General features: G+C 47.8%; 13 protein-coding genes. 2 read left to right on the forward strand and 11 right to left on the reverse strand.

Annotated elements, in window-relative coordinates:
• Positions 1–17 precede the first annotated feature (17 nt).
• From tssH to BDD30_RS09265, 8 genes are read right to left on the reverse strand one after another with little or no spacing between them, the layout of a single operon-like run.
• Positions 18–2,642, reverse strand: coding sequence for a type VI secretion system ATPase TssH (gene tssH, locus BDD30_RS09230; protein WP_015835879.1), 2,625 nt, complete (start codon positions 2,640–2,642; stop codon positions 18–20).
• Between the two features lie 52 nt (positions 2,643–2,694).
• Complete coding sequence (gene tssG, locus BDD30_RS09235; protein ID WP_015835880.1) at positions 2,695–3,786, reverse strand: type VI secretion system baseplate subunit TssG; 1,092 nt, start codon at positions 3,784–3,786, stop codon at positions 2,695–2,697.
• Positions 3,783–5,651, reverse strand: a complete 1,869-nt coding sequence (tssF, locus tag BDD30_RS09240; protein ID WP_015835881.1) for a type VI secretion system baseplate subunit TssF — start codon at positions 5,649–5,651, stop codon at positions 3,783–3,785. The genes tssG and tssF overlap by 4 nt, the downstream gene beginning before the upstream one ends.
• Before the next feature lie 3 nt (positions 5,652–5,654).
• On the reverse strand, positions 5,655–6,188 hold the full coding sequence (tssE, locus tag BDD30_RS09245) for a type VI secretion system baseplate subunit TssE (RefSeq protein WP_170152955.1): 534 nt from the start codon (positions 6,186–6,188) through the stop codon (positions 5,655–5,657).
• Between the two features lie 3 nt (positions 6,189–6,191).
• The gene (locus BDD30_RS09250) at positions 6,192–6,827 is read right to left on the reverse strand and encodes a DUF3540 domain-containing protein (protein WP_015835883.1); all 636 of its coding nucleotides are present in this window, start codon (positions 6,825–6,827) and stop codon (positions 6,192–6,194) included.
• 44 nt (positions 6,828–6,871) lie between these two features.
• On the reverse strand, positions 6,872–7,930 hold the full coding sequence (locus tag BDD30_RS09255; protein ID WP_015835884.1) for a pentapeptide repeat-containing protein: 1,059 nt from the start codon (positions 7,928–7,930) through the stop codon (positions 6,872–6,874).
• Positions 7,927–10,473 carry a DUF2169 family type VI secretion system accessory protein gene (locus tag BDD30_RS09260; protein WP_015835885.1) on the reverse strand — a complete coding sequence of 849 codons (2,547 nt, stop codon included), beginning with the start codon at positions 10,471–10,473 and terminating at the stop codon, positions 7,927–7,929. Before BDD30_RS09260 ends, BDD30_RS09255 begins: the two co-directional genes overlap by 4 nt.
• A gap of 24 nt (positions 10,474–10,497) precedes the next feature.
• The gene (locus BDD30_RS09265; RefSeq protein ID WP_015835886.1) at positions 10,498–12,999 is read right to left on the reverse strand and encodes a type VI secretion system Vgr family protein; all 2,502 of its coding nucleotides are present in this window, start codon (positions 12,997–12,999) and stop codon (positions 10,498–10,500) included.
• A 282-nt stretch (positions 13,000–13,281) separates the two neighbouring features.
• Between BDD30_RS09265 and BDD30_RS09270 the strand changes: the two genes are divergently transcribed.
• Positions 13,282–13,488, forward strand: coding sequence for a hypothetical protein (locus tag BDD30_RS09270; protein WP_015835887.1), 207 nt, complete (start codon positions 13,282–13,284; stop codon positions 13,486–13,488).
• The gene (locus tag BDD30_RS09275; protein ID WP_041382454.1) at positions 13,485–14,072 is read left to right on the forward strand and encodes a helix-turn-helix transcriptional regulator; all 588 of its coding nucleotides are present in this window, start codon (positions 13,485–13,487) and stop codon (positions 14,070–14,072) included. The genes BDD30_RS09270 and BDD30_RS09275 overlap by 4 nt, the downstream gene beginning before the upstream one ends.
• A 369-nt stretch (positions 14,073–14,441) precedes the next feature.
• Here BDD30_RS09275 and BDD30_RS09280 read toward each other — a convergent pair whose 3' ends face one another.
• From BDD30_RS09280 to BDD30_RS09290, 3 genes are read right to left on the reverse strand one after another with little or no spacing between them, the layout of a single operon-like run.
• Positions 14,442–15,365, reverse strand: coding sequence for a GNAT family N-acetyltransferase (locus tag BDD30_RS09280; protein ID WP_015835889.1), 924 nt, complete (start codon positions 15,363–15,365; stop codon positions 14,442–14,444).
• Entirely contained in the window at positions 15,362–16,633 is a 1,272-nt protein-coding gene (locus BDD30_RS09285; RefSeq protein WP_015835890.1) for a phenylacetate--CoA ligase family protein, read from the reverse strand. The genes BDD30_RS09280 and BDD30_RS09285 overlap by 4 nt, the downstream gene beginning before the upstream one ends.
• 29 nt (positions 16,634–16,662) lie before the next feature.
• Positions 16,663–19,068: an acyl-CoA reductase gene (locus tag BDD30_RS09290; protein WP_015835891.1), complete on the reverse strand. Its 2,406-nt coding sequence runs from the start codon at positions 19,066–19,068 to the stop codon at positions 16,663–16,665.
• Between the last annotated feature and the right edge of the window lies 1 nt (position 19,069).

Genomic DNA, 19,069 nt, shown 5'->3' on the forward strand with positions numbered 1-19,069 from the left:
AAGGACAGTATCTATACTCAGCAAAAATGACACTGAAACGCCGTCTCCTCCCAAGTTACCTGCAATTGTGAATAATGCTGATTCTCTATTGTTGCGGTCAGCAACTTACGACTAATTTGCGGTAATAAAGTATTCGTAATAATCGAATCAATCCTGCGAGCACCAGATTCCTGTTCCATACAACAGGACATAATCTGTCGCGTCACTCGGTGGTCAAACTGCGCTGCAATACCATGATTTTCCCGCAAACGTTGTGCCACCCGCGCCAGCTGCAATTGCACAATATTTTCCAACATTTCGTCACTCAATGATAAAAAAGGAAGAACCGTCAAACGGCCAAGCAGTGCGGCAGGAAAAGCCCGTAACAACGGTTGGCGTAACTGCTGTGTCAACGTTTCTATATTCGGCAAACCATCCTGCCGGCTACAAGCGTTGATAACTTCCTGACTACCCACATTCGAGGTCAATATGATCAGTGTATTACGGAAATCAATGCGCCGACCTTCACCATCTTCCATCCAGCCTTTATCGAATACCTGAAAAAACAGTTCATGCACATCAGAATGGGCTTTTTCCACCTCATCAAGCAACACCAAACTGTATGGGCGTCGCCGAACCGCTTCTGTTAAGACTCCACCTTCACCATAACCAACATATCCCGGTGGCGCCCCTTTCAGAGTTGATACGCTGTGTGGCTCCTGAAACTCACTCATATTGATGGTAATCAGATTCTGTTCACCACCATATAGGCTCTCAGCAAGTGCTAATGCCGTTTCGGTCTTCCCGACTCCAGAAGGACCACACAGCAGAAATACTCCCACCGGTCTACTAGGATCAGCCAAATGTGCACGCGCTGTCCGCACCCGCTCACTGATGATATTTAGCGCGTATTGCTGACCAATAACCCGTTGCCCTAAGCTGTGTTCCAGATTCTGAACAACATTGAGCTCATTTTTTACCATCCGACCAAGCGGGATGCCGGTCCAATCCGCAACCACCGCCGCAACACTGTGCGCATCCACCGCCACCGTGATTAATGGCTGTTCTCCCTGCAACAAACTCAATTGTTGCCGACAATCCTGTAACTGTGTCTGCCAGGCCAGACGCTGTGCATCATCTACCGCAGTTTCATCATTAGCAATCAGTTGTTGGCGCAAGCTGATAATCTGCTGAGCTAGTGCTATTTCAGCCTGCCAACGTTGAACCATCAGTTCTTCCTCCGCCCGCAATTCACCGCGCTGCTCATCAAGCTGAGCCAAGCGTGCATCATGATCCCCCCCCAGTTGCTGCTCGCGGCAAACAATCTCATATTCAATTTGGAGTGCATCAAGCTGACGGCGATAATCCTCCAATACCGCCGGTTGACTGTGCTGGCTAACCGCGACCCGTGCACAGGTGGTATCAAGCAAAGCTATGGCTTTATCAGGCAATTGGCGAGCCGGAATATAACGATGAGAGAGCGATACCGCCGCTTCCAGCGCCTCGTCCAGTAATAACACACCATGATGCTGTTCCAGTTGCCCAGACAAACTCCGTATCATTTGTAAAGCTAGCGCTTCGTCTGGCTGTTCGACCTGTAATACCTGGAAACGCCGGGTCAGCGCCGGATCTTTTTCAATATGCTTTTTGTATTCCGCCCAGGTGGTGGCACCAATAGTCCGCAACTGTCCACGCGCCAGAGCCGGTTTTAACAAATTCGCGGCGTCACCAACTCCTTGCGCACCGCCCGCACCAATTAGCATATGTATCTCATCAATAAACAGAATAATGGGAACCGGGCTTTGCTGAACTTCATTAATCACCGCTTGCAAACGTGCCTCAAATTCTCCTTTCATGCCAGCGCCCGCTTCCAAACGGCCAATATCCAATGACCAAAGCTGAACATGACACAATGACGGCGGCAAATCACCCGATGCAATACGCAATGCCAATCCTTCCACCAGCGCCGTTTTACCCACGCCAGCCTCACCAGTAATCAAAGGATTGTTTTGCCGACGGCGTAGCAGAATATCAACCAATTGGCGAATCTCTTTATCCCGACCAACAACAGGATCAATTCGCCCATCCCTCGCGAGTGCAGTCATATCCTGCGCATAATTTTGTAACGCACTCTCTGATGTTGACTGATTATTCCCATTCTCTGCCTGCGTTCTCTGAGGACCATTTTCCGTACTGTTGCTCAGGATATGAGTAAAATCCTGCGCCAAACTTCCCGCATTAATACGGGCAAACTGAGCGGAAATAGCTAACAAATGCTGGCGCAGATTAAAAGTCGTCAACAGGGCCAGCAACAGGTGAGCACCACGAATTTCACCTGCCGCAAAGGTCACAGAACTACACACCCAAGCCCGTTCTACTGCCTCGTCAATATGTGCAGAAAGATCAGAAATCGCGCTCGCTCCACGCGGTAACATATCCAGCGCTTGCACAATATCCCGTGCCACCTGCTGCTCATCCAAGGCAAAATGGCCCATGATCTGTTGTAGATCGCCCGCTTTCTGCTGCATTAGCTGATGCAACCAGTGCGCCAGTTCAACATAAGGATTGCCCCGTAGCTTACAAAATGCACTGGCGCTTTCCAAAGCACTAAACAAGGGCGGATTAAGTTTATTAAATAGTGACTGGCGATTGATATCTGGCATAGAACCCTCGTCCATATTGGATAGAAAATAAAACAGATGCGGCTTGTTATGACTACGCAGCCTTATCTGGATTGAAACAGAGATCGCTACGATCGTGATGATGGATGTTAAGTCCCAGCCAACAGTTTTGCCCCAAAGACTGAGTGCTACCTAATGAACAGCCCTGATAATGCTGATGATCCAACGTAATTCTGAGTTTCCAGGCATATTCAAGGCCGACATAACCCCGAACCCAATCACACAATTGCTGAAGATCATCACAACAGGATGTTGCGAATCGTGAAGCCGGTAAGAAACGCTGATATGCCGACCAGGAGAGCGGACCAAGTTCCAGACAAAATGCATATTGCACATCAGCTACAGCAATACCGAGACGGATTGCGCACCCCAACCGGGCACCTGAATGCCGGTTATGCAGCTGTAACTGCTCATCACGAGCAATCGCTAACCAATGAAACTGGTTTTCATGTAACGTCACTGGTAAACCAAAATGGTAACGTAGCAAGCACAGCAAACCCTCTTTATTACGCGGATAGCGGCTCAAGTGCCCAGCCATATAGTGATGTGTCCGTTCCTGCCGGAGGCGGTAACTCGAAATGTGTTCCATGCCGATAAAGCTAGCAAAAAAGCGATCAAAGCGGCGGTTATCGCTGCGATCAAAGGAAAGACAAGGCTGTGCGTCTGCCCATGCACGCCAAAATAAGGTTATTAAACGATGCTGAAAAAGGTTAAAAAAGGCACTCAATGCATGATCTTTATGTTGTTTCTGACGTTGCCAGGCAAACTCAGTAACATGTAGAGGTAGAGGTCCATTCGGGCCAAACAGACCAAAGTTATTGATATTAATCTGATAGCGAGCACCATCGGGGCAAGGCTCAATGGACGCAATTTCTGCCGGTGCAAAGCACAATGTCGGCTGTTGCCCCAAGCGCAATGGTTCATAACGCGGTAAAGGTGAACGTCCCAAGGAATAGGGCGCTCCTGACTGTGCATCAATACGCCGTAGCAATTGAAACAGATCAAAATCCCACGGCGTTTTTTCTTTTTCAGCCCAGAAATGAATATCAAGAGCGGATGATACTGTCTGTATTTTTTCCCCAACCTGTACGATCTGATTGTCGGCATGTATGGCAAATATCTTCATAACAATGTCCTTACCCCACCACGTCCCGACCAAAATCCGATCGTCCCCCGTTGCACACTGGAGAGCGTTGTTTCCGCAAAACTGTTTATTGTCACCAAACGGCTAAACAGATGCGCCAATACGCTCCCCATTAACCAAGGAGAACGACCAGAAAATGCCTGTTCATCTACCTCCAACGCCACGTTGACACCGCGCTGAAATAACGGTGTACCGGTCATATGACGATTTTGAGCCTGCAAGCGACAACAACGGATACCGTTAATCTGCTGCGCAATCACCGCATCTGCCTGACTCGCATGAAAACGCAACAGCCGCCGTAGTTCTGTTTCACCCTGTTCAGTGGTGCAATCCTGCAAGCTAAAGTAGTTAAGTTGTAACTGATTGATTAGCTGCCAACAGATACGACTCTCTGCCAATGCCGGACGGGGATTGCTGGGACCTTTACGTAACTGAACACCAGAAACAGGTACCGAATCCTGCATCACCAAGCTTTCTTGAGCCTGACGTTGTAGCAATAAAGGAAGATCACGGTTGGTACACAAAACTTCTGCACTGAGATATTTCAAATCACTACGCCAAGGCGGGTGATGCTCGTCTGCCAGCGCAACATAAACCTCACTGCCAAGATAATCAGAGCGCATACCATAGCGGTTTACATCCTGTGGCAACAGACGAGATTCACGGCGGATAGAAAAATATCCCGCATTAACCAACGCATCATCATGCTGCGTATGATAAAGCGGATGGAAAATATAGCGCTGGTCGCCGTCATGCTGAGTACCAATACCGCGTAATGCTGTGACAGAAAAAACCTCATAATCAAGCGGACGCATGTTATCAACCACAACATGATATTCATGCTGTTGTTCATTAAGTATCATCGGCTCAGCAGTACGAGGGAAAAGGTTAATAGCAGGAGTACAATGCAAAGCCAGATGGCTGACATCCACCACCTTTTCCAACTGTGGCGAACGCACATCTAGCAAGATCTGAATTTCTAATCTCTGTTGTTTACCGGCTTGCGCCAACAGCGGCTGTAAGCCACTGATACTGAAAAACTGGAAACGGGCAGGAAAAGCAAAATATTCCTGCAACAGGCGATAAGCTTCTACATTACGCAAATCAACCGGCAACAATGCCTGTTCAGAAGCAAAACCCTCATGACGCAATACCTGAGATGGCAGCAATAACCGCTGCACTGAACTGCCGGGAATTTGGCACAACACGCCCTGACCGTGTGCCATCAATAATTCCAGCAGTTGCAACGCGGGAATATCGCCGCCACTGAGATAAAACATCAGCTCATCACATTGCAATTCGCCCAACGACACATTATCAAAACACGATAACTGAATACGCAAAGCACCCTGTACATTCGCACCGCCAAGCGCAGCAAGCGGAATATCCGCAGGAACACCACCCAATTCAACCTGTAGCAAACGCAACGGTTGTAAGGTGACATCTTGCGCTGTACGGTAGCAACAGTTGAGCCCCTTCTTTTTCAGTGCCAAACTCTCCATCAGAGAACCACGAGGCACAGGAAAACCTTTACTCAAATCCCCTTTAGTCGGATCTGGCTGTAATTCAACAATTGCCATCGAAGGCAGACCAGCAAGGTAGTTAGGGTAAAGGGCTTCCAATAACTGAGCAGAGAAACGCGGAAATTCAGCATCCATTTTGAGTTGAATGCGCGAAGTCAAAAAAGCAACACCTTCCATCAAACGCTCAACGTAAGGATCGGTAACGTCATCCCCCTGCATTCCCAATCTCCCGGCAACCCCAGGATAATGGCGAGCAAATTCTCCCCCCATTTCACGCAGCCATGCCAACTCACGATTGTAATATTCCAGTAATTTTTCATGCATGATTTACCCTCCATCCACCAGCTCAAAACGGCCATTTTCCAGATCAACATGACTACTGAAAGCAAATGCCAATGGGCGGGAAGAACACAACAGATGCCCCCGGATTTCAAAGCAGAGAATATTGTGCGCATTCAATTTTTGATCACCCTGCATACCCGTGATGGTTAATTCCTGTGGCATAATACGTGGTTCAAAATGAAGAATAGCTTCACGTATCGCGCACTCAATACTTTCCCAGCTCACCTGAGAAACAAACTTGCCAGCCAATGCACGAATACCGAAATTCAGTGTGCTGGTGCTGACATGCGGCCATGATGAAAGATCGGCGCCAGAGGAATAATGGTCGCAATTAAGTAGAGCCTGTAAATTATGCAGAACCGACAGACGAAGCTGCTGTGCACTGTCACCATACAACCCATCTTCCCGATCATTTCCGCTCTCTGTCAGACGTTCGAGTAACATGGGAAACGTCTGATGATTAGCATAGACTGCCGGCACTCTACGTTCCCTGACGTTTTTCTCTGGTATTCTGCTCATCATTTAGCCCATATGAATCTGTTCAGAATCCACTTTCGTTATCGCCTGGGACGTAATAATGGTATTACGTGCGTGCAAACGGACATAATCGCGAGCCTGACAATCCAGTTGCCCAACTCGTACATGTTCGGCCTGCTCAACCTTACGCAATACGCGCTGGCTAATTTGCACTACAGTTTTCCACAAAGCTTCCACACGCCGGCCAAGCAGACAAGCCACATTCACCCAAGCGGTCAACTCATCACCGCTGTAACGCATATGAGCAATGTGGCAATCACTCTGTTGCGCCGTGATCTGCACAGATTGACTATCAATACTGACCTGTTCAGCACTGTGAAGCGTTAATTCTCCCTGTGGAGCAATACACAGATTCCCTGGAACACTCAACGTTACAGTCTGCTGTTCATCACTACGGCTCAATACCGCCAGCACCCATAACCGCTGGCTATCATCGCCACAAATCAGTACCTCGTCACCGACCTGTGGGCTCAGCAAACAACTGATAGCGACACGACATTGCCAGCCACGTTGTTGATATTCGACGATCACATCACCGGTTGGCAGTATATTGACCACTTGCCCCGCTGCCTGTTGAGGAAGATTAATCCCCAATGGAAATGATTTTTGCGTTGCGTTCATAGATCAACCTCATCACTAATAAAGCTCTCAACTTCCGTTAAACGCTAGCTGCGTGTACTCCACATCTCTGCCGCAAACAGCGCCTCATCTTGTTCCAAAATACCTTGACGATTGGAAAAACGACTTCCTTGCTGACAGGCCCGATGCATCAGAGTACGTTTAAAATGTGCTTGACGCAGATCAGAGTGACTGAGATCTGCCCAACTGAAATCGGCATAGCTCAAATCGCAGGCGATAAAAGAGCAATTATTCGCGTGCGCATAGCGCCACTGGCTTTGCACTAATGTGCTGTGAGAAAAATCAGATTGGCTCAAACGGGCAGCAATAAACTGTCCGTGATTGATTTTTGCCTGCCGACACCGTGCCTCACGTAAATCGCTTTCAATAAACAGTGCACCTTCAGCTTGTATCTCATCTAAACAGGCGCCTCGCAGCGAAGCGCCTTTAAAACAACTCTGCGTTAATACCGCTTGTCGAAAATCGGCATGATCCAATTGGTTATCGGTAAATTGGCAAGCCTGAAAGGTAAGTCCTTGAAAATGCCCTTTACGCAGATCGCAATGCGCAAACACAACCCGTTCAAAACGGCTACCGGCAAAGGTGATACTGCGCAGATCCATGCCGAACCAAGTTAAACTCTGGCAACGACAGTTATGCACCACACCATTGTGAATATCACAGTCGTACAGTATGACCTTATCAAGCGAGCTATCGGTAAGACGCACATTATTAAGGTGAGAAACGATGAAATAACTACTATTAAGCACTGCATGCTGCAAAGAGAGCTGTTCCAGCTGGCAGTCATTAAATACACAGTTATCCAGCTGAGTGCGATCAAAACACGCTTGCGACAAAGTACATTGTTGAAACGAACACCCCTTGATCGCCATTCCCTGAAAGGAAGCATACGATAGCTGACATTGCAGAAATACGGTCTCATCAAGTCGGCAACAACTGAGATCAACACTTTCAAAGACAACATTGACAAACACCATACCTGCAAGATCTCGCCCTGCCAGCAGGTCATTGGTCAGACATATATCTTGAATAATTTCCCCTTGCGAAATCAGCTCACTCAATTGTTCCGGCGTTAACGTTTTCATACTAAATCTCCGCCAGCACAAGGTAGGGTTTTGCACTGATCAAGCAGAGCGCCCTGCAACTGAGTATTCACATCAACGCTGGATTGAGAAATATCGGCGCGAAACAGATTAGCACGACGCAAATCTGCCCCGGCTAAATGGGACTTTTGTAATATTGCTCCCATCAGGTTGGCTTCCTGCAAATTACTATTCGTCAACAGGGTACGGATAAACAGAGAGTTGCTGCCATTGACGGCGCGCATTTGGGCAAAACTGAGATCGGCTTCGCTGAAATCACAGTTTTGCAGTACAGCCTCTGAAAAATCAGCGGCTTCAAGGAGTGTAAGGCGAAAGTTACAACTGGTCAGCCGCGCATGCTGGAACAGACCGGAACGAATATGAGTTTTACCCGTAAAGACACAACTCTCTAAGTGTGCATGCTGGTATTGAGCATGATCGAGTGCGCTATCAAGAAAAGTACAGCTATCCATCACGGCATGATTGAAACGCACGGCGATAAACCCGCCATTGATCACTGTCATACGTGTCAAATGGGCATAACTGAAATCCAGCTCTTCCGGCATCAGCTCCATAAACAAGCAATTTTCCAGCCGCGCCTGAGAGAAATGGCAATGGTAGAGCATACACTGACGCAACAAAATATCACTCAGAGAAGCCTGGGTGAAATCACACATGACCAGCTCCGCCTGTTCCAACAACACCCCACCAAGGCGTGCACCGGTAAAATAGCAATTGTGGCACCGTGCTCCGGTCAGTGAGACATTATCTAAACAGGCCGCGTTCAGCGAAGTATTATTCAATGAGGCATAAGCCAGCATCGCTTCACTCAGATCAGCTTCATCCAGACAACAGTTATCCAGATTGGCATTTTCCAGCAAGGTACGCTGTAAATTAGCCCGACGCAGATCCAAACCAGAAAGATCTGCCCCCGTCAAATCCATACCACTGAGATCGCGTTTTGTTGCCATGCAAGCCATCACATGGCGGCGTAACACCTCCGCTTGTTCACCCTGCAATCTGGCGGCTGGCGGACGCGTATCCGCTGACAACAGATACATCTGATGCAAGCTGCGGTGTGTTTGTTTCAATGCTTCAGGTGTCTGAAACGCCGGTGTTTTCTGTGATTGTTTGTGCAACAGATCCATCATCCGGTAGTAACTTGCCGGACCAGACGGAGGAGCACCGACTTGTTTAGTTGCCGCATAGACGGCATTTTTTTTCTGAGCTCGCTGTTGTATACGTTCTGCCTGCCGCTCCAGGCTGGCAACCAGCTCAGGTAATTTATCAGCGGTCAGCGCTTTTTCCTCTTGCTGCGGCAATTCTGTCAACAGTTGATTGATATCCTGATCTTGCTTCTGATTTCTCGCCTGATGCCGCTGACGCAAATAGGTTTCACGCCTTGTCATCATCTCGGCTAACGCACTGGGTGTAACCTGCACATCATTATCTATCCAGGGCGCAATCAGACTTTCATCTATCAAATCCTTTTCCCGCAAGGTAAAAAGTGCGCCTTTCTCTTTTTCTGCCCGTTGTGCCATCACCTGTTGGTAATGGGCAACGGGACGCTCTGATTGTGCCAGCTCCATCGCCACCAACATCTGATGTACATCCACAGCGTCATCTTCATTAATCGGACAAGCACCGTGCCAAATGAGTACCATGCGCTCCAAATGAGGCATAAACCATACCGTGGTAGCACGTAAATGGATCTCCTCAAGACGCATTTCCTCACCACGCTGGCGGTTGATAAAACAACGTGCCTGCCAACACGGTAACGTTCCCTGTTGTACGGCCTGAGTTGGATGCATATTCCAGATACGCCAGCTAGCAGCAGGTGGCAAACAGGATTGCCCCGTCAACCATTGATCCTGCCCAGCCATATTGAACAGGTGCCAATCGGTATCGCGGGCAAAACCGGGAAATTCATGTGCCAGCCACTGTTTATCATATTTTTTCCCCATCAAGCGGCTACGTTGTGGCCAGCTAAAATCCAGTGGTGCAAAACTGGCTGGCGGTACACGCTGATGTACTGAATGCAGCAACTGCTCAGGCAATTCAACATTAGGTAATGGATGCCACAATACGCCATCACGGGTAACCGGTTCATCCCCCTTACCCAACGGGTTTTCTGCTGTACAGTTACCACCAAAGGCATTTGTCCAATCAAGATGCATCTTCTCAAACGGCTGCGGCGTTGAAGGATGCCCGTTCTGCCAGTAACGATCACCAAACACCATCAAGCTTTTTTCTTTATCAGCAACCTGAATTTTTGCTATACAAGCCTCTTTTTGCGACTGATGATTGGTCCAGGCATAACCGGAAGCAAAAAATTCTGCACAAGGCTTAGGGATGGAAAGATCCAATACTCCGCCGGTACTTTGCAACTCTTGCGCAACCAGTTGCCATAGCTCTGGTTCTGGCCTGATTTGTGGCGAATCACTCATATCGGTCAACGCCATCACCGTGACGCCCAGATAGTTTTGTTGCTGCCAACGCCACGGACGATGTAAGAGCCCCAATCTCAGAGGTTTTATGATTTTCATCACTCGTTCTCCTGTTTGGGTATATCAGATAAAAATAGCTAAACCGCTGAGACTGAGACTCAGTGCCACAGCATTGATATTTATCTGTCCCAAGCTAAGGCTGAGGGTATTGGTTGACATATGGAGCGTAGTATTACCGATGTTCAGCATATTATTTGACATCACCACCCCCTCATTTTTCATAGCAATAGAGGAATTGGTGTAATTGAGCATGTTGATACTTTCCGTCGTACCACAAACGGTCAAGGTATTGCCGGCATGGGTTTCTATATGGCCTTCAATCTTATGCTCCATATCTTTTGTTTCGATGCACACCTTACCGCCACAGTTAAGATGAGCATCAGCGTCTGCCTGAATTTTCAGGTCATCTTTAACATGTTCTTGCCAGCTACCATCAATACTTCGCGTTACCGCGCCCTTAATTTCTACTTTCTGATCCTTATCCACACGTCTGTTATCAACACCGTTGATCTCAACACTGACTCCTTTCTTGTAAATCACTGACGTTGGAATTTTTTGCTGCTGCTGCTGCTCTGATGCTTTTTGATCCGCGATCTCCTCCGGTGTCAGCCCCTGTAACGTCATCAGCTTCTTCTCTGCCTGATTATTGGGATCGCTGCTTTCTTTGTTGAGATACAGGCTGTCACCGTAGATGATTTGTTTACCCGCATCGAACAGAATATTGCCCCGCGCATGACAACTGATATTTTCTCCGGCATGTTGACTGATACTTTGATTGACCTGCGTCTCTGATTTACCCTGGATACGTTCATATCTGCCACCCGCAATAAAATCCGCGCGTCCACCGACACCGATAACGGCAGTTTTCCCTAACAGGAAGGTTTGAATATCCGGCATCATTTTCAGGGTGTTGCACACACCATAATGCTTGAAATGGGTTTCGCCTTTTATCTCCTGCGCTAAGGCGCCATCAACAGTAATATTTTTATCGTGCTCAACGGAGATATTCATGTCACGTTCAGCGTGCATAGTGAATGACTCACGCCCAGGAGCATCTTCGAGAAACAGAAAACTGGCGTTATCTACCCCACCCTTCTTACTGCGGCTCATAAAGCCCATCCGGGTCGCATCATCGGGTAACTGCCAGGGCGGCATACACTCTTCGTTATACACCCGCCCAGTTACCAGCGGGCGATCCGGGTCACCGTTAATAAAATCAACCACCACCTCTTCACCGATGCGTGGAATTTGCAAGCTGCCATATTTCCAACCCGCCCAACTACTGGAAACACGTACCCAGCAAGAGCTGCGATCATCTGGCTGACTGTATCTGTCCCAACGGAATTTCAATTTGACACGACCATATTTGTCGGTCCAAATGCTTTCCCCTGCCGGGCCAGTAACTTCCGCCGTTTGGGGACCACAGGTTTTCGGCCAAGGTGTTATCCGTTGTGGACGCCAGACAATATCAGCCGGCACTGCGCGGAATGTGGCCTGGAATGGCCCTTTATCCTGATTGCCTTGGTCCAATTCGTCATACAGCGTACAGTCATACAATTCATATTCCACATGTGTGACAAGAAAAGCGTCTGAATCAGCTGGAAAAGGGCTATTTTGCAGGGTAAACGTGCTGCCCGGAGCCACTCCGCACGCTGTCGCATTGCCATACATCTGTTGTTGCTGCGCTTTAAATGCCTGTTGACGAATTTGCGCATAAAACTGGCCGTGTTGATTGTCGATATAACGTCCTGGCCATTCGAAAACATCAGCCTTATTCGCTGCAAACGATGCTGGATTACGACATACTTCTAATAAGTGCGCCCGTGGTTTACGAAAATCATAATCATCTAGCGTATAAATTCGTGGCGTAATTTCCTGGGCCGTATTCCAGCAGGTAATCCCCTCCTGATGATCAACAACACCCGGTTGTGCCGCTAAATAACGAATTTGAGCATAAGCATCATTAAATGGCCGATGCGCATTGGGGGAATCAGCCAAAATTAAGGTATGCCCCTCTTTCTGATGACTGAAATAATAATAGATACCTTCATGCTCCATTAATCGACTAATAAAGTCAAAATCACTCTCCTGATATTGAACGCAATACTCCCATTGGCGATAATGGCTACTGAGACGGTTTTCAATATTGATATTATATTTTGCAAGCAGGCCAGCAATAATATCCGGCACGCTCTGTCCCTGCCAAATATGACAATCACGGTTTTGCGTCAAATACCAGAGAGAAGGATGTAAGGTGAAGATATATAATTTATCCCTACCTTCCTGCAAATAATGTCCGGCATATTCAATACGCGTAATATTACCATGCAAGAAACGGGAACCACCCTGTATCAATGGTATCTCCAGAGACATACTCTTACCCAACAATGACTTCATATCGAGATCATTACATGGACAGAGAAACTCCACTTTAAACTGATACAGTTGCGACAACGATTCACTACCCGTTAATTTTCTGAAACGCAGTTTATCGCTATCAGAAACATTACGCGGTATATTCGCAATAATGCGGACATCTGTACGATAATCGGATCTATGACTCATCATAATCTTCTCCAATAAAACAGGCCCGTCTTACCCTCAATGGGAATCGCTCGTGCTGATATCTCAGGCGATAATAGGCTGTACAGGCCAGAGTAGAACATCAGGTAATAACATGAGATTTATTTTCCAACGCCTGATTTCCTTACCGATGACACCGTTATCAGGTATTCAACGGATTGAGACAGACGCGCAATATACTGACTATTAACACTGACATTTGATATTGGTAAATCAGGGAGCTACCTGATTACCAGCAAATAATGAAAAATATGGAGAAAAAATATGTTGCGTAAGAAATTAAGCAGATCAACGGGATCGATAACATCGAATCAAAACCCGGCGTGGTTGTCTTATTATGACAGCCCGGCATTATTCGACAACCCAGCGAGTCTTTTGTACTCAGAATATTACTGGTTTCTGGCAGATTTACCGGATGAATTACAAACTGAATTGGCAAAATCAAACCTGGAAGAGAAAGAGAAAAAATGAAGAGGTTATCCATCATCAGCGCCTGCGAAATGACACGTAAGGCATTTTTATACTTGCTAACACCGCATGTAGACGTACTCCATACGTACTCATCACCATCAGAATTTACAGCCGCCACAGACGAACCGTATGACTTTATGTTATTGGATATCTGCAACCGCAACCAGGAATGGTTAAGTGAAATAATTGGGTTTTGCCAACAATATCATTGGTTATTATCTGACTGGCATCTTGGCTTATTGATTGATCCCTCATGTGCAACCAACCGGATAATAACGGAGCAGCTAGGTACCCACAACGTATTTAATCTCAACCAACCTGTACAGGCATTACATGATGAATGTCTCGCATGGATACAAGAAAATGACGAAAGGCCCACTCATCCTGCCGTACCAGTGACAGGGTTAAGTGAAGCAGAGCAGCAAGTAATACAGGCCACACTACAAGGCTTACCAATAACGACAATTGCCAAACTCCGGGGCGTGGATGCTAAAACGATATATACACAGAGGAGGGCAGCAATAAAAAAGCTGGGGTTCAAAAACATCCAAGAATTATGGCGGATTGAATGGTGGCAGAGATAATTTGAGTCCCTTTATACCTGTTATCTTTCAAGTTGCCTCTTTGTTGGCTGCACTCACTCACCCCAGTCACATAGTTATCTATGCTCCCTTGCCGTCGCGATGCATCTTGAAATCTATTGGGTATAAATATTAAATAATGCTGTCTGGATCATTTTTACCTGGGAACCCTCTTATTTGCAGAGATAAATAATATAATAATAAATTTCTCATAATTTCGACTTCGTTATATTGAACAATGACATGTAAAGGAGCATTCCGGGTGAGAGACACAAAAAAACCTACTGCCAAAAAGTAGGTTTGTTATTAATCGGTAAGGCCCTTTAAGCTCTAACAGATTTCGCTAAATCATTTCCGGTCATTGCTGGCGGGCTATCCCACTGCGCTGGAAAACATACTTTGCTGGTGCAGATTACGGGCAAGCTGACAACTCAGGCTCAACTCTTTCCTACTATGTCCCCGAACCAGTAAAGCCTCCCAACGATGATGATGACCTGGCACAAAACCAGTACAGGCAAACCCCGCTTGCTGCAAAATTTGCATAGCCTGAAGCGTGCCTTCCCCTACCGGGAGTTTCACATAAACCAATTTGCGAACCGGTAACTCTGCCACCTCTTTTATCCGTTCGGTTGTCTGTTTTTCTATCCACACTTCCAACCGGCGACCATGACTCGTCATGCTGATCTCTGTATCAATGGACTCCTCCGGTTGCAGAGGTTCCTGACCAAATACTTGAGTAACCGATTTCAACCACTGTTGCCAACCTGAAGGCCAGTGTAATTCTGGAAAGGGCCAGCGTTGTAGCGGCAGGCAGCCCAAAACGATGCTTTCAGGATACGTTTGATCAAATGGTGATGTTACATAGTCCGGCAGCAGGCCGGTGGTGTGAAAGCCCAAGTTTTGGGCTAAACGCTGGCTGTGATTATGTGACGATACCTGCTTGATAGTGAGGATACTCAAGCCCATTTCTCTAGCCCGCTCGCACAAATATTGCCCCAGCGCAGTGGCGACACCCTGACCACGCATCTGTGGGTGTACCACGATAAGCGCAAGTTCAGCGCTTAATGGACAACGATCATCCCGCCACAGTGCCGCATGCCCCAGCACCTGGCCATCTTGTACTGCAACGGCAGAATACCAATGTTTATCCGCATTGTAGCGGCCAAGCATGGTTGGTAAATAAACTTCCGGGTAGACATAATCTTCACCATAAACCACCCGAAATAAGGCGCTGACACCGGTAGAATCTTCTTCCCGGAATAATCGAATCAATGGCATCACTGGATTTATGCTCATGCTGCCTTCTCTTCAACACGATAACCACGATGATCAACTACCCGCATCAGCTTACCGGAGCGCGGATGAGTCAACATGCTTTCGAGAGCACAATCAACCACTTCCACATACAGCATTCCCTGACTACATAACTTGGCTATCGCAGGTTGCGCTGCCAGCAGTGCTTGATGGATTGATGTTGTAGACGGCACCGATGATTGATCTCTGGCTAACAGTAGTTTTATCTCATCTATACCATCCTGACGGCTCAGCAATAACTGCCAGGCAAGTATGCCGGCTTGCTGTTGCAGTAAATGAGCAATCTGGTCCGGAAAAAGAGACAGAGTAGACACTCGAACTCGATGAGCACTGCCCGCCCGCCCCTGCAAAGCGAATTTACGATGCGGTTTCCCAGCTTCCTCACACCAACAAGCCATATCACCAGTAGGGTAACGGATAACCGGCATCAGACGCCGTTGCAGGTTGGTAATAACTAACATGCCATTCCGCCCAGGGACGGTAATCGGCTGACCATTGGATTCGTCAATAATTTCAACAATCGTGTCAGCATCAAAAACTCGATGTTCACCCTGGCAACAATCTGGAGCCGCTGCCCCAATGAGACCAGCATCAACACTGGCGCAACCGATTGAACCAATACGTGCATTAGGAAACACCGTACTCAGCAGTGTTAATTGTTCCGGAAACAAGCTTTCACCACCGTACAACAGACGTTCAATATTGGGCATGAATTGGCCGTTCTGCTGTAAGGTGCTGGCAAAACGTAGTAATTGTACTGGTACTCCAGCCAGAACGTTAATGCCCAAGCTGACAATAGCGTCAGCCAGTGCCTGATCATCAACTGAACACGTGAACGGATACTCTATCACTGGCACCGGAGAGTAGGACAACGCACCATGAATAAACAACAAGCTAGTGTATAGATCACCAGCAAAAAATAGATTAGCAACACGGTCACCGGGCTGTAGTTGTTGCGCCAGTCCGTGACCAAATGCCCGTACAAACGCGCGCCATTCGTCACAACTGAATACCGACAACCGTCCCTCACTGGTAGAGCCACCGGTTTTGAAAACATGACCACCGTTGATAGGGCCGGTCAATACCGGCCAGTTTTCCAATGGTTGCGACTGCTGCCAGTAATTGGCAGGATCGATTAATGGCAAATCCGTCAGCGTCCAGCCGGAGCGAGGCAAATCACGGTAAAGATCCCTAAAGAAGGGAGCATGATTGCGGGCATATTCAACCAGATCGTGTAATGATAATGTCATGATTTACTCAAAAAATAAGATTATTGGTCTCAAACTCGGTAATCCAGCACTAGCGGCGTTTTGCCACTTTGCGGATGATGACGGAACTGCCCAACTAGCGTAGGAATCACGTCCAGTTGCAATAATCCACCGCTGACAACTTGATTTAGCATCCTGTGTTGCAGCAGCTGCATACGCACCTGATCAGCATCCCCATCGGCTAATATATGGACATACTCATAACCATCGGAGTTGTTTCCTACTAACCACTGCACCGGACACGCCAACCTAGCCGATAACTCTATCGGATTCAGGAAAATAGAACCTACCCGTATCAATGCACCATGACGCCCCACCAATTTAAAACGTGGAGCTGGCAATCCGCAGGAGCAGGAACCCGGCAGCCAGTGACCTAAATCACCTAAATCGTAACGCTGAATCAACTGCCCTTCCCGCGCCAGAGGGGTGAACACCAATCGACCGGTCTCACCGTTCAAAACAGGCTGATCACTGTCCAGAGCCAATATTTCCAGCCATTGAATATCAGATAACAGATGGAATTCTCCATCGTGGCAACAGGCACAAGCATGACCCAATGGACCCGCATCCACAGAACCATAAATTGCCGAGCGGATCACCTGTACACCAAAACTGGACAGAAACTGACGTCGCTCTTCGCTAATATGTTCTCCGCCAGTAAAGACTTTGCGCACACCACCATAAGCACGCAACGCTGTTTCTTCACATTCAAACAATTGGTGTATCGTACTTGGCATCCCCACCAACGTATTGACCCCTTGGCTGACAATAAAATGACTGATTTGGCTAAAATCATCGTCTACCGGGCCTCCCATCGGGTAGTGTGGTACAGATAATTTATCCAAGATAGTGAAAAAACTGAGCATGCCGCCATACAAGTTGCCGCCATACAGCAAATTCATTACCCGATCCTGAGCCGGGTCCAAACCAGCCGAAAACAGGCCATCTGCCGCAGCCTGCATCTGACTGTGATAATCTCTACGGCTGAAACCCGCCAGTTTGGGAGCACCGCTACTGCCACCACTGCGGAAAAACAGCTGTGCTTTCTCAGTAACGCCATTTTGCTGAAACTTGGCTTTATCCATTACGGGAATCCCGGCCAATTCTGGTGGATTAACCGACAATTTATCCAATGCGACATGGCCCGGTAATTGTTCAGCTTTTAAGCTAACAGAGACGCGTCGTGCCAACCGAGTCAATGCATAAACACCATCATGTGGTTCACCTTCATAACCATCATGCATAGCGCCAACCTGACATATGCGGCTAACTCCAGCGGTCAGCAACTGGCGACTAAGTACCGTCAGTTCGTCCGTTCTGACTATCAGACCACAACTTTGTAAATAGGGGCGCCACGGTAACAAAATTTCTACCAATTTTGCCCGCGGTGCCGGACGAATTTGCAGGGTACGGTATAACGGTGATGGCACCAGTTCCTGACGCTGTATCCAGGCTACCCGCCATCCATCGCCTTTTTCTACTGAACCCGTCAGACCAGCAAAAGAGTGATCCAATTGCAAAAATGCCATCTGACTGCTGATTTCCGCCGCTTCTTGTATATCGGGTTGTAACGCTGGCCATACTGGCGCCCGCCGAGCCAACGCCGCAGCCATAGCACTCGCCACCTGCCGTAAAACGTCCTCGTCAGTGCTGTCTACCAACAAACACTGTGGACTGGAACACGCTTGCTGATCAAAACGGCACACATCATCAGCCAACGCATCATAATCAGCACTATTGGCAGCTACCGGATCAAGATAGGCAAAACTGATACGATGTCCCCAGTCTATCCAACGGCAACCGGACCGTAATTGGCTACGAATAGCCGCCAATGCCGCATTACTGCCCCAGGCTGACACTGCATCAGCACAATCCAGTAACTCTGACAACTGGTCAGACGGTAAAGGCAATACAGATACATAAGACGCCAACTTACCACTGGGATCATGACGCAAAAATTCAGCCAGTATTTGCGCATTAAGACCACGATCGCTGCTGCTAGGACGCAACCAGTTGACATTGCCAACCAGCAAACTTTCCAGCACCGCCATAAATGGCAGCAACGGAGCATTGGCTGGCGTGATGTGCACCACTAATCCCAAAGGTTGCCAGGTTTCAAAGCGCGGTTGGGTATAGTCAAAACGGCGCAAAGAAAACGGCTGTTCACCCAATTCGTGTCGCAACTTCGCTTCTAGCGAATCACGATGACAAAAGCTGCGTAAGGTAGCGATTGTGGCCGTATCCAGTCCAAGTTTAGAAGCGATAGCATCGAGATTGTCAGCAAAGCGCCTGGCACACTCCAATACTTGCTGTACACTTGGGGAACAAGCCAGCGTATCAGCAAGCTTACTTTTAAGTTCAGCCAGTACAGCCGCAGGCTCCAAGTCAGAGATAACCTCACCATTAATTAAATACATT

The sequence above is a fragment of the Photorhabdus asymbiotica genome, from assembly GCF_003634575.1.
GTDB classification, from domain to species: domain Bacteria; phylum Pseudomonadota; class Gammaproteobacteria; order Enterobacterales; family Enterobacteriaceae; genus Photorhabdus; species Photorhabdus asymbiotica.

Coding starts and splice junctions, on each gene's coding strand:
- tssH (WP_015835879.1), bottom strand. CDS start 2,642: ATGCCAGATATCAATCGCCAGTCACTATTTAATAAACTTAATCCGCCC.
- tssG (WP_015835880.1), bottom strand. CDS start 3,786: ATGAAGATATTTGCCATACATGCCGACAATCAGATCGTACAGGTTGGG.
- tssF (WP_015835881.1), bottom strand. CDS start 5,651: ATGCATGAAAAATTACTGGAATATTACAATCGTGAGTTGGCATGGCTG.
- tssE (WP_170152955.1), bottom strand. CDS start 6,188: ATGAGCAGAATACCAGAGAAAAACGTCAGGGAACGTAGAGTGCCGGCA.
- BDD30_RS09250 (WP_015835883.1), bottom strand. CDS start 6,827: ATGAACGCAACGCAAAAATCATTTCCATTGGGGATTAATCTTCCTCAA.
- BDD30_RS09255 (WP_015835884.1), bottom strand. CDS start 7,930: ATGAAAACGTTAACGCCGGAACAATTGAGTGAGCTGATTTCGCAAGGG.
- BDD30_RS09260 (WP_015835885.1), bottom strand. CDS start 10,473: ATGAAAATCATAAAACCTCTGAGATTGGGGCTCTTACATCGTCCGTGG.
- BDD30_RS09265 (WP_015835886.1), bottom strand. CDS start 12,999: ATGAGTCATAGATCCGATTATCGTACAGATGTCCGCATTATTGCGAAT.
- BDD30_RS09270 (WP_015835887.1), top strand. CDS start 13,282: ATGTTGCGTAAGAAATTAAGCAGATCAACGGGATCGATAACATCGAAT.
- BDD30_RS09275 (WP_041382454.1), top strand. CDS start 13,485: ATGAAGAGGTTATCCATCATCAGCGCCTGCGAAATGACACGTAAGGCA.
- BDD30_RS09280 (WP_015835889.1), bottom strand. CDS start 15,365: ATGAGCATAAATCCAGTGATGCCATTGATTCGATTATTCCGGGAAGAA.
- BDD30_RS09285 (WP_015835890.1), bottom strand. CDS start 16,633: ATGACATTATCATTACACGATCTGGTTGAATATGCCCGCAATCATGCT.
- BDD30_RS09290 (WP_015835891.1), bottom strand. CDS start 19,068: ATGTATTTAATTAATGGTGAGGTTATCTCTGACTTGGAGCCTGCGGCT.